This window comes from Allorhodopirellula solitaria (genome assembly GCF_007859855.1).
GTDB lineage: Bacteria > Planctomycetota > Planctomycetia > Pirellulales > Pirellulaceae > Rhodopirellula > Rhodopirellula solitaria.
Genome location: NZ_SJPK01000001.1, coordinates 276,664 through 287,563, shown reverse-complemented (window position 1 = coordinate 287,563; position 10,900 = coordinate 276,664). Strand labels below are relative to the sequence as shown.

Annotated in this window: 9 protein-coding genes; 5 read left to right on the top strand and 4 right to left on the bottom strand. The window is 60.2% G+C overall.

Going from position 1 to position 10,900, the window contains the following annotated elements:
* Positions 1 to 219: 219 nt before the first annotated feature.
* Together CA85_RS01145 and CA85_RS01140 are read right to left on the bottom strand one after the other, a co-directional pair.
* Positions 220 to 951 (bottom strand): hypothetical protein, encoded by a 732-nt coding sequence (locus CA85_RS01145; RefSeq protein WP_246112389.1) that lies wholly within the window; start codon positions 949 to 951, stop codon positions 220 to 222.
* A 51-nt stretch (positions 952 to 1,002) separates the two neighbouring features.
* On the bottom strand, positions 1,003 to 1,734 hold the full coding sequence (locus CA85_RS01140; protein WP_146389393.1) for an SDR family oxidoreductase: 732 nt from the start codon (positions 1,732 to 1,734) through the stop codon (positions 1,003 to 1,005).
* Positions 1,735 to 1,870: 136 nt separating this feature from the next.
* Here CA85_RS01140 and CA85_RS01135 point away from each other — a divergent pair, with 136 nt between their 5' ends.
* Positions 1,871 to 2,452: a glutathione peroxidase gene (locus tag CA85_RS01135; protein WP_146389391.1), complete on the top strand. Its 582-nt coding sequence runs from the start codon at positions 1,871 to 1,873 to the stop codon at positions 2,450 to 2,452.
* Positions 2,453 to 2,498: 46 nt separating this feature from the next.
* Here the strand turns inward: CA85_RS01135 and CA85_RS25530 are convergent, their stop codons facing one another.
* Together CA85_RS25530 and CA85_RS01125 are read right to left on the bottom strand one after the other, a co-directional pair.
* Positions 2,499 to 3,164, bottom strand: coding sequence for a hypothetical protein (locus CA85_RS25530; protein WP_246112388.1), 666 nt, complete (start codon positions 3,162 to 3,164; stop codon positions 2,499 to 2,501).
* A 186-nt stretch (positions 3,165 to 3,350) separates the two neighbouring features.
* Positions 3,351 to 4,688, bottom strand: a complete 1,338-nt coding sequence (locus CA85_RS01125) for an alpha/beta hydrolase (RefSeq protein ID WP_146389885.1) — start codon at positions 4,686 to 4,688, stop codon at positions 3,351 to 3,353.
* Between the two features lie 266 nt (positions 4,689 to 4,954).
* On the opposite strand from CA85_RS01125, the gene CA85_RS01120 reads away from it, so the two are divergent.
* The 4 genes from CA85_RS01120 (at position 4,955) to CA85_RS01105 (ending at position 10,824) form a co-directional block, all read left to right on the top strand.
* The gene (locus CA85_RS01120; RefSeq protein WP_246112387.1) at positions 4,955 to 5,650 is read left to right on the top strand and encodes a hypothetical protein; all 696 of its coding nucleotides are present in this window, start codon (positions 4,955 to 4,957) and stop codon (positions 5,648 to 5,650) included.
* Between the two features lie 88 nt (positions 5,651 to 5,738).
* A complete protein-coding gene (locus CA85_RS01115; RefSeq protein WP_146389376.1) occupies positions 5,739 to 8,015 on the top strand; it encodes a hypothetical protein in 2,277 nt (758 codons plus the stop codon).
* Complete coding sequence (locus CA85_RS01110) at positions 8,012 to 9,946, top strand: hypothetical protein (protein ID WP_146389374.1); 1,935 nt, start codon at positions 8,012 to 8,014, stop codon at positions 9,944 to 9,946. Before CA85_RS01115 ends, CA85_RS01110 begins: the two co-directional genes overlap by 4 nt.
* Positions 9,943 to 10,824: a MotA/TolQ/ExbB proton channel family protein gene (locus tag CA85_RS01105; RefSeq protein ID WP_146389372.1), complete on the top strand. Its 882-nt coding sequence runs from the start codon at positions 9,943 to 9,945 to the stop codon at positions 10,822 to 10,824. Before CA85_RS01110 ends, CA85_RS01105 begins: the two co-directional genes overlap by 4 nt.
* The last annotated feature ends 76 nt before the right edge of the window (positions 10,825 to 10,900 follow it).

Sequence of the window (10,900 nt, the reverse complement as noted above, 5' to 3'; positions counted from 1 at the left end):
CCGCGTCCGACGTCGTTGCCAAAGAACCAAACGCAAGGCAAAACCAGGAACAATGGAGTTGCTCGCCGACCCAAACCTCCTCGAGTACTGCTTAACTTGATGCCTATGAGGTGGCGCTGCGCTGACCGACGGCTATTTTCTATCATCCCTTTCGGGATACTTCAGGGTGTCCAGCAGCTCGTTGCTTCGTCCAATACGACACTGATTGCTCCCGCGCTCCTAAGCAGCGGACTGGGTGGCCGGCGGTTCAGGAATCGATTGTTCCCCAGGGGAGTCCTTTACCGCGTCAGGTTTTTCCTCGGCTGCGGGGGCATCTTCAGCCGCAGGCGCTTCTTCAGCTGCGGACGTTTCCTCAGCTGCAGGCGCTTCCTCAGCAGTTTGGGCTTCCTCCTCTGGATCGGCTTCCGCTCGGGACTCGATGTCTCGCTGCAGTCGCGCTTGTTCGGCTGCAAATTCGAGTTCCCATTGCTCAGCGACTTCGAGTTTGCGGACTTCTGCAAGGAGCAGCTGCGAGGCGTGCAGCCGGCCACTGTGGCGGTAGATTGAGGAGAGCAACAACAGGGCGGGCGGATCGCGGGGCTCGATCGCGAGTGTTTCGTTGAGCAGTTTCTCCGCCTCGGCATAATCCGCCTGCAGATACGCCAGTTGGGCCTGCGGGAACGGATCCGGCTCAGCGCTGGCTCGTCGCGGCGTCAGCAACAGTGGGAGTTCTCGGATCGACCGGACCGTCAATACCACCCAGGCGGCTGCGACCACCCAGCAGGCGAGCATCACCAAGCCGCCCGAGAGCCAATCGGAATAGATGAATTTTGCGACCAGCAGCGCGTTGACGACAGCTGCAAAAGCGACCGCGGTCGGCAACGCCGAGACCCGGCCCCGCCACCACAATTCAGCCATCCCCGGCCAAAGGCAGGTGAGATAGTGTTTCGGCTGGATCGAGATCTCTTCCATCGTGGAAGAGATACAGTTTGAGGCGTCTGCGAAGCAAGAGAATCTGGGTAACTACACCCACTCTTGTGTCGTCGGTTTGATGACGATTTCCGGTACGCAGGCACGCGGTGGCAGCCGACAGATGGTCAGGACGAGTTCGGCAATGTCTTCGGGTTGGAGGATCGACTCGCGATGTTCGTCCGAAACGGGCACCGGCCGCTGGTCCAGGATGGGTGTGTTGACTTCTCCGGGATAGACATTGGTGATCCGCACGCCCTCGTGGCGGACTTCATTGGCCACGGCGGTACCCATGGCGGTCATCGCAAATTTACTGGCGCAGTAGACGACTCCGCCCAACGAAATGGCCCGTTTCCCGGCAATGGAGGATACGTTGACGACTAATCCATCGCGACGATCTCGCATCGCGGGCAGGACTTCACGCATGCAGCGATAGGCGCCCGTGGCGTTGATCCGCAGCACGCGGTCCCACTCATCGGGATCCATTTCCGCCATCGTCCGTTTGGCAATATTGATCCCGGCGCTGTTGATCAGGATATCGACTTGCCCGGCCTGGTCACGAATGTCGCTAAAAAACGCCTCGATGCTGGCGTTTTCAGCGACGTCGATGGTGTGGGTGCGAATGGGCAGAGGCGAATCGACTGAATCCGCAAGGGTTTGGAGTGGTTCACTGCGGCGTCCGCCGACGGTCACGTTGGCGCCGGCCAATGCCAGCCCACGGGCCAGTCCCGCGCCGATTCCCGTCCCGCCACCGGTGATGGCAACAACTTTCCCGTTTAACGTCATCTGAATTCTCTCTCTCGTGGCTGCGGTCAAATAGGGGTAGAGCCAAATGAAAAGCCTGTTCATTTCCTATCGGCTTGCCTACTATCATATCGTGAGTCCCCGATTCTCTCCCTCTGATCCTGTTGGAATTCGACCGATGACACGACTTTTTTTACTCGCTTTGGCCCTCGGATGTTTCATGACCGCACCTCTTTCGGCCGCAGACGCCGTCTCTGCTGAGCACAGTAATTCTTTGGATTTCACCGCCAAAACGATCGATGGAAAATCCGTCGACCTGGATGACTATGAAGGCAAAGTGGTGCTAATCGTGAACGTTGCCAGCAGGTGCGGCTACACCAAACAGTACGCTGGATTGCAGGATTTATACGAGAAGTACAAGGACCAAGGACTGGTCATCTTGGGATTCCCCTGCAACGAGTTCGGCCGTCAAGAACCGGGCACGAACGCGGAGATCCAACAGTTCTGCAGCGCCAAGTTTGGCGTCACCTTCCCGATGATGAGTAAGGTTGAAGTCAACACAGACGACGCCAGCGAACTCTACCAACACTTGACGAGCGAAACGGCCCCGCCAGCGGGCACGGGGGCGATCAAGTGGAACTTCGAGAAATTTCTGATCGGTCGCGATGGTCAACTCGCCAACCGCTTCCGTTCGGCAACGAAACCATCGGATGCGGAAATGACCACCGCGATCGAAAAACTCTTAGCCGAGAAGAGTTAGTTCTCGCCGATGAGTAGGACCGCGGCCGCAGGATCAGCCTGAGGACTCATTGCCCATCGGGTAGAGTCAACTCGGGCAATGTCATCTCGGGCTGTTCCGACTCAGGCAGCGCCAATCCATCGAGAGCATCTTCGGGTGATTCATCGAGCGGTTCGAGTTCGCCGAACGGAGCTTCTAATTCGATGGCATCATCGAGTGCATTGGACTCTTCGAGCAGTTCTCGGAATTCTCGCGGTTCGAATTCTTGATAGATTTCTGGTGGCGAAAACTCTTCGTCGGTCTGCGACGTTTGCATGCGATCGTCGCGGGGACCCACCAGAAGCACCTCCCAAGGCTTGGGGTAGAAATAGTGCTGCTCGACCCGCTCTGGTGGACAGTGCTTCCCAGCAAATGCCCCTTTGATCCCGTTGTCGTCGTAGAGCCCGAGTTCGTTGGAGCGATGGAATGCCATCGCCTCTTGGCTCGAAGGTGCAATTTTGGCGGCAATCTTGCCGCCGATGTAGCTGGGGCGATTGTATTGGCGTCGGTACGAGGGAGGCAATCGGTTTCCGATGGGACCGATCACGTCGATTCGTCGCGATCCCTCAAATCGCGACCAGGGCCACGGGCCTTCCCATGGCACATACCAGGGTGATCCTGCCTGCAGTGAGGACGTCATCAAGAGGATGGCGAACGCCGTCCATGCCAATCTGCTGCGCTGAGTTGGGATCATCCTTGATCGCATTGCTGAGTTGCCTGAATCGAACCGGGTGAAATGGACGCGTGCCGCTGATGAAGATCATCGGTCTGTTGGGTCCACTGATGTCAGGAAAAGCGATCGATCATGTTGTGCTCAGCAGTCATTTCGTAACGTTCGATCGGGTTAGTGAAGCTTTGCGGGGTGCCCGCTCGCTCCAACTCAATCGATCACCATGGTGGATTCGATTAACGACCCCATTTCGTGACCGGCGCAGTGTGCTTGTTCGTAGTACAGTTTTTCACTGTGGTGATTGCCAACGGTTTGGGCGCAGTCGAAAGCGCGGACGGGCAGCGGTGTCCCGTCATGACGGCGGGCGAAGCAGCGTGGTCCAGTGTACCCCAGTGCTTGACCGCCAGGATTGCGCGAGACGAGCTTGAAGAATCTCAAGGCGATGTCACGGCGGTTGTAGAGCAGCGACAAGCGATTCATGTTCTGGGTCGCTAGCCCATGACGCCCCTGTGGCATCATCCAAGTTGTGTCGACCGCGGGAGCGAGCAACCCCACATCAATATTGGCGCCGGTGATGGCGGGGGCCCCGGTCGTGCGTCGTCCCACCGTGCCGCCAGCCAAGGCGTGCAGGGCTCCGGTAACAATTCGTCCGCCGAAACTGAAGCCAATCAATCCGGTCGGTTGAGAACGCTGGTAATGTTCGCGGAGCAACCAAGCCACGTAGAGGCCTTGAGAATCGGTTCGCTGTGCTTTTTCGCGTGCGTCGGCGATGAATAAAGCACTCGCATCGCTCGGCCAGCTCCAGATCACCCAGTCAAAGGGTTGGTCCCCGTGCCGGTGGCAGGCGAGTTGACGATAAACATAGAGTCCTTGTGAGATCGCTCTGCATGAGTCGCGGCGATTTCCATGAACGTAAATGATTCGTGGGCGTGTGGAATCCATTGATGAAAGGTATTCCTCGACACTCGAGGCCCGGCGGCGGCCGCAGGGATCGAGTCGCTCGACACGAAAATCAGGCCGGTTCAGATCCATGCAGCAAGTGTGGTGCGACAGACAACGCGTATTGATCAGCCAGATTCGGTCGCTGCGTAGGTCTTTGGTCAAGCTTGATGGCAGCGTCGGCATCTCGGACGCCGGTTCGGAGAGCGCTCCCAACTCTGCTGGGGTCGCGGAATGGTCTGTCGCCGTCAGGAGCCGAACATCGGGCCCGAGGTGGACGCTCAGGTCAGGGTCGGGGATCGACGAAGCCGGGTCAGCCGAGGGAGTCGGTGTCGGCAATGGAGGATCCGACTCTTCGAGCCATTGGCGAGGCGTCGCGGAAAGCCCCCCGTTCGCGGACGGTTCGGCGTACGTGGATGGTTCGGCGTAAGCGGACGGTTCGGCGTGCAAGGGCGGTGTGACGAGAGTGACTGTGAGGGTTACCCAAAACGCAGCGAGGATCTTTCGAGCAACCAATGAGAACGTGTTCGTCGCGGTGATTTCGTTGCTGCGCAGTGCGTGGCGGCAGGTTGCCGCCGGTGTGTTCCGCGTTGGGAGGGCTTGCGCCATCGAAAACGCGGTTGTCGCATCGTGAGAGTACCGAGGGTGCATCATCGCTGAGACCAGACGTGCAAAAAAAGGAAGTCAACCAATAACCGACCGTTGGGGATATCGGCCAATGCGCCGCATCGAGCATCGCTGTTGCGCCCCAACAACCAATTGTTGCTGAAAAAAAACAATGTTGCGTTTGCACAACACGAAACGCGACCTAGTTTTCAGTGGTCTCCCATCGGAAGCCACCGTTTACACCTGCTTTGCTTATGAAGGAAACTTTGATGACTATCCGATCTCTCACACTTGTTGCGCTCGTGATGGTCATGGGCAGTAGTTCCGGTTGCTGTGGCATGAAGAACTTCTTGTTCGGTCGCGGTGCACGTTGCGGCTTGTGCAACCAGGCCCGCGCCATTGGCACCGCCATCAATCCTTTGGCGAACAATGGTCCAGCGGCTCCCATGGCGGCGCCGGGTCGGCCTGGTTGCTGCCTGCCTCGTTGCGGGCTGCTCGGTTGCAACCAGCCACGGGCCGCTGCCCCGGCCTACGCTCCAGCGCCGAACTACGCCCCGGCTCCCAACTACGCACCGCCGCAGGCCTGTGCTCCGGCACCGACCTGTGCCCCGGCACCGAACTACGCTCCCAACTACGGTGGCTGCCAAGGCGGCTATGCGGGGCAAGGGTATGCAGGCCAAGGTTATGCGGGCAACGGATGCGTCGACGGTGGATATAGCGCGGCGATGCCCGGTGATTGTGGCTGCGGTTCCTCTTGCGGCGGTACTTGTGGGTCATCATACAGCGGCGGTGTCGTCGACCCGTACCTGGGCAGCGGAGCGGTCGGTGGCGGCTACCAGGGTGGCGAAGGCATCCAGGGTGATGGGTTCCAGCCCCGCACCTACGAGTCCCGCCGATATGATGACCAGGGCGATCGTATCATCAGTGAGGATCCGATGCCTTCGGGGGTTCAGTACATCGACTAGGGGGCGTGCTTGTGCTTCCCGTGAGAAATCGGGATGATGGTGGCTTCGTTCCCTGCAAAAATCACGCTCGTTTGCAAGTTTGCCTGTCATGTTCCCGCTTCGACGCACGCCGAAAGAGCCGGAGATCGATTGGCCTGCATTGTTAGGGTTGTTGGAAGACGACGATCGCCGGGCAGCGGTCGCCCGTTTGGCACCGGTTCCGGGGCGTGAAAGCTACCTGATGGCGTTGCGGCGGATGCAGTCGCCGGTCGCCACAGAAACCCTGACGGCGGGTCGTCGTCTCGATACGGCAGCACGCTTGGTCGATCGGCCGACCCTGGCCGTCGCTGGCATGCTCAACAGTGGCAAAACGAGTCTGGTCAGCTCCTTCCTCAGCCCGGCTGGTCAACAGCGAACCCTGCGGGGCACGAGCAACCGCGAAGGCACCCACCGGTTCGTTTTATGGCTGCCTGAGTCTTGGCGATCGGACGTCGAGTTGTGGAGTCTGTTGGTTTCACGCATAGGCGATTCGCTGGGCCAACCACCGGAGAATCTTGCGGAAGACCCTGTTGAGGCGGCTGCCCAGTACAACAATCGTTCGGGAGAAGAATCACAACTCGCCGTCGCGTTGTTGGCGACCGATCCCGGCCTCGACGAGGTGGGCGTGGGGTTGTTGGATTGTCCTGACATCGTCTCGGACGAGGAGCTGGGCTTGGGATCGCCGCAGCGGCGCAAGGAGTTGCTCGGCCGCGCAGCAACACTGTGCTCGGCATTTCTTATCGTCAGCGATGCGGCGTCGTCGCGCGACACGACGCTGGCTGACTTAATGCGGATCGCCGCCGACCTGATGCCGGGGGTGCCCCGCATGCTGGCGGTTAACAAAGTGCGTCCGCGGCAGACACCCGACCAGATCTTTGAGACCTTTTCGCCGCTGTGCAAGAAAAACGGTGTTTCCTCGATCTACGCCGCCTACGACTACGACGTTCCCGCCAGCCGTCCGTTCATTCCACAGCAAAACGATGACGACGACGGCGGTCGGGGTAGTCCCTCGCGAGACAACGCGGTCGCCGTGGGGCTGGCGGGCTCATCCCTCGACGACAATGAACCCTTGCCCGTGTTCTTTGAGGTGGCGTCCAATCCGGATGAGAACCCTCCGGCGTCGATCGATGACGAGCGGTTCCTGAAGTCACTTCCCCAAAGGCTAGATCGTGGGGTCCTGTTCTCTCAACTGCACCGCGCCTTGCGGATTAATTTAGAGAAAATCGTTTGGGATCAAGGACTCGAGTCGATTCGGGAGAACGCGGAAGCCTCCTTTGTCAAAACTCAACAGTGCCAACGTGTCCTCTTGGATGCGTCTTTAGAGTTTTTTGCCAACCATAATATGAGCGGTGAAGTTTCCGAGCTGCGTCTTCATCAGAGCGAACGGATCGTGCGTCAATTGTCGGAATCCTTCGCCGCCACGGCGCCCTGGTACGCGAGATGGGGCGTGCGACTGAACGCTACGATTCGCAATTTCGTCGGCGGTGCCGGTGACCTGATTCGATCGCTCACGCCGTCGGCGCTGAGCCAGCGTGCGGCCGACGACATCAAGGGACGGTTCCGCAGTGGCGAGTATGGCGGACTGATAGCGCCGGAACGTTTGCTAGCTGAGATCGGACGACAGGGCGGCACGGTCGTGTTGTCACACTATCGCGATCAACATGCCGACTCCGAGACACCTCCGCGGCAGGCGGGAGATGTCGTGACGGGGGCCGAGCCAGCGGACGATCGCTCCCCGGCTGCCGTCCGCCCTCGAGCGACCGATCGCGGCAAGGAGGATAGCCGTGGCGATGACGAACTCTTGCTCGCCCCGATCGAGCGAGCGGTGACGCGATTTGAGCAGGATGATTTCACGACGCTCGATCCCCGGCGGCTCGACGATGCGATCCGCCAGATGTGGAGCGAGATTCCGATGCACAAGAAACTCGCTCATGGATTGACGCCCTTAGCGACGATCCTGGCGGCGTTCGGGGCAGCTTTGATGGTCCCCATCGACTTTGGTCACAGCTTTGTGCTCGCGGCCTCCATCCCCGAGTTGTTTGCGGCCGCGGGTCTGGGGGCGCTGGCGGCGATGTGGGCGGGGAACCAAGGCGCCCGCGAGGTGGGCCAGCAAGCGGCGCGGCAGCAGCTCGCCGATTTCCTCGCCGTGCTCTGCGACGAACTGGGCATCGCCCGACCCGACCCACCCATGAAAGTCCGGGTCGCCGGCAATGACGTGACCCTCCCGCCCTCGCGGATCACCCGCAGTGAAACGAGCGGACCGAGTATGCCGGTCTATCGTGTCCGCGATGAATTTGTCGGTGAGTTGCAGAAACTGATCCCACGGTCCGCGGAGTCGACGAAATGAATGACCCTTCGCCAACGACTCACCCCGATCCGCTCGCCGGCGATACGGGAGATCGTTTTGTTCGGCGCGTCCAGCGGGCTTCCCGCCGCGTGCTCGGCGGCAGCGAAGCAGGCCGAGAGATTACCGAACTCTGCCGGGCGCACGAAGACGCAGCAGCCGCGGTCTTGGCCGACCGCGCCGATAACGCGACCGTCATCGCGATCGTCGGTGCGACCGGACAAGGCAAATCGTGGATCACCCGGCAACTGGTCCATGAACCGTCCATCGCAGCGGCCATTCGCAGCGGCAACCAGCTCGACGACGCTACTGAAAAGTTGACATGGATTGGTCCCCGGCCGCCCTCGGATCTGGATTCGCGTCACGAGCGGTTCTTAGCCTGTGAAGCGGCCAAGATGCAGTCCATTGGGACGCCTTATTTGATCGTCGATGCGCCGGGGGCGACCGATGACCGGAGGGCCATCGCCGGGGTAGCCGAGCGAGCCCTCTCGTTAGCATCGGTGTTGCTGTTGGTGGTCCGTCGAGATCAGCTTCGTAGTCAGCGGGTTACTGGACTGGCGTCGGCGTCCGAAGGCACGATCGTTATCCCAGTCGTCAACATGGTTGGTCAGGACGAGCCAGCTCCGGTGCAGAACAAGGTTGGCGGCTTGGCGAGCCACGACGATTTGTCTGCCGACGTCGAAACACTCGTCTCCCGATTGCGCTCGATTGCTCCGCAGAGTCACATCGCCCCGGCCGTCCGGGTGCCCGATTTTGAGATCGATCCCCGTGGCGAAATGGAAATTGGCGGTGAGGCGGCAGAACGGATCGCGGCGGCCGTCAAGGCGGCACTGCTGGAGTCAGGCAGTGGCGATCATCGCCGACACACTCGCTTGGCGGCGCTCGATGCCCGGTTCACTGCCGCGGTGGCCTCGGTGCTGACGACGGAACTACCCGAATTGACCGCCGCGGTCGATCGACTCGACGCGGAAGCGCGGAAATTACCAACGCAGATCGCGGGCACCTTGCTCGGCGGTGACACGCCGCTGCGGGCAGCGATTCGCAGTCGTCTGCGGTTGACCCTGTTGGCCGACACGGCTGCGATTTGGTTCCCCTATCGAACCGTTCTGTCCGTTTTGAACCTGACTCACGGCGCATGGGACCGCGTGCTGTTGACGTTCTCGGGATCCATCCCGTCGCTCGTCGGTGCTGTCTACACCAGTGTGCAGAATGTTCGGGGAGGTCAGGAAACCGCCCATGATCTGCGTAATGGATTGCGACAGCGGGCTGCCGCCGCGGTTACCGATCGGCTGGGACCGATGGCGGATCGGTTTCGGCATCAACTGCGAGGTCTCGATGTCACGCCCGAGAGTATCGCCGATCCGACCTCGCCCGATGACCAACCGCTGGCGATGCTCGCGGGTATCGATGCGTTGCAAGAGGGTTCGCAAACCGCCTTTGATGACAGCATCGATCGAGGAAGTGTTTCATCAGGTTTCGCGTTGCTCGGCGGGTTGGTGGGAACGCTGATCTTTTGGGCGTTGATGGCGGGGCCTCTGGTGGCTTTGTACCGCGGCTATCTCGACGCGAGTTATCTGGCAATCGGCACGCCGGGCGAACCGGCACACGTGCACCATTGGCTCGATCAGTTCCCGCACCCCAGCGCTGCGATGCTGTTGACGAGTTTGTTTTTGTCGCTGTTGCCGATGGCGATCTTCTCAATGATTATTCTGTCGGTCTGTCAGTCGCGGCGGCGGGTTGACCGCATCGCAAAATCTCTCCGTGATCAACACGACACCATGATCGAAAAACTGCAGAGAGAGGGAGTGCTGCGGTTGCGATGGAGTGACCCGGTCTTGGCGGATGCCGAGTTTTTGCTATCGATCGGCCGCTCGGTAAAACCGTCCCGCACTTCGCAGGCGAGTACCAGTGGGGAGGCCGAGGAGACGTTATGAATGGAGTCGAAATGTTCAACAGCGAGCAAGTGTTGGCGCAGCCCGAGGCGACGATCCCGCCATCGGTAGATGGATCGACAGGTGGATCGGCCTGGGAGATCATCACCAGCGGCGGTGTTCCCGGATTGGTGATTCTGCTGGTCTTGGTCTTGCTGAGTCTCGTGGCGGTTTATCTCGTCATCGACCAAGTCATCTCATTGCGGCGTCGCGATTTTATTCCCGAGGGATTGGCGAGCGAAGTCGCCGCGGCGCTGCGTGAATCGCGTTGGTCCGATGCGGAGTCTGCTCTGCAGCGGCGTCCCAGCGTGCTTGCTGGTGTCGTTTCGATAGCGCTCGCCAATCGAGAGTTTGGTTGGTCAGAGATGGAAAAGTCCGTCGAGAATGCACTTGTTGAGCAATCGGCCCAGCTGCACCGCCGGATCGATTACCTGTCGATGATTGCGAACCTCTCGCCGATGGTCGGCTTGCTCGGGACTGTATCGGGAATGATTTTTGCGTTTCGTCAGGTTGCCGCCAGTCGCGGGGCCGCAGGGGCGGGCGATCTGGCGGAGGGGATTTATCAGGCGTTGGTGACCACGGTCGGAGGTTTGATCGTCGCGATTCCTGCCTTAGCCGCTGCCGGGATCCTCCGCGCGCGTGTCGACGAACTGCTCAGCGAGGTCACTCGGAATGCGGAGGCGGCGTTGTTGCCGCTGCGGCGACGAACTTCGCCGGGCAACCCAGCCGCTGGGAATCCCAGCCGCATGATGCCGGTGGCGCCCGCCCGTATGCAGGGCACGAAAATGAACCCAGCTGGGGGCGGCACCAGTCCACCGCCAGCGGTTCCGACCGATCCCCAAGGCGACCCACCTCGTACACGCTCTAGGAAATCATCGTGAAACGTAAACCACTGATCCACTCATACAATCCCATGCCCATACTCTTTAGCAACGCACGATCCATTTCTGTCGTAGT

What these genes read in the sequence shown, in the direction of transcription:
- CA85_RS01145 (WP_246112389.1), bottom strand. Translation starts at nt 951, where the DNA reads ATGGAAGAGATCTCGATCCAGCCGAAACACTATCTCACCTGCCTTTGG.
- CA85_RS01140 (WP_146389393.1), bottom strand. Translation starts at nt 1,734, where the DNA reads ATGACGTTAAACGGGAAAGTTGTTGCCATCACCGGTGGCGGGACGGGA.
- CA85_RS01135 (WP_146389391.1), top strand. Translation starts at nt 1,871, where the DNA reads ATGACACGACTTTTTTTACTCGCTTTGGCCCTCGGATGTTTCATGACC.
- CA85_RS25530 (WP_246112388.1), bottom strand. Translation starts at nt 3,164, where the DNA reads ATGATCCCAACTCAGCGCAGCAGATTGGCATGGACGGCGTTCGCCATC.
- CA85_RS01125 (WP_146389885.1), bottom strand. Translation starts at nt 4,688, where the DNA reads ATGGCGCAAGCCCTCCCAACGCGGAACACACCGGCGGCAACCTGCCGC.
- CA85_RS01120 (WP_246112387.1), top strand. Translation starts at nt 4,955, where the DNA reads ATGACTATCCGATCTCTCACACTTGTTGCGCTCGTGATGGTCATGGGC.
- CA85_RS01115 (WP_146389376.1), top strand. Translation starts at nt 5,739, where the DNA reads ATGTTCCCGCTTCGACGCACGCCGAAAGAGCCGGAGATCGATTGGCCT.
- CA85_RS01110 (WP_146389374.1), top strand. Translation starts at nt 8,012, where the DNA reads ATGAATGACCCTTCGCCAACGACTCACCCCGATCCGCTCGCCGGCGAT.
- CA85_RS01105 (WP_146389372.1), top strand. Translation starts at nt 9,943, where the DNA reads ATGAATGGAGTCGAAATGTTCAACAGCGAGCAAGTGTTGGCGCAGCCC.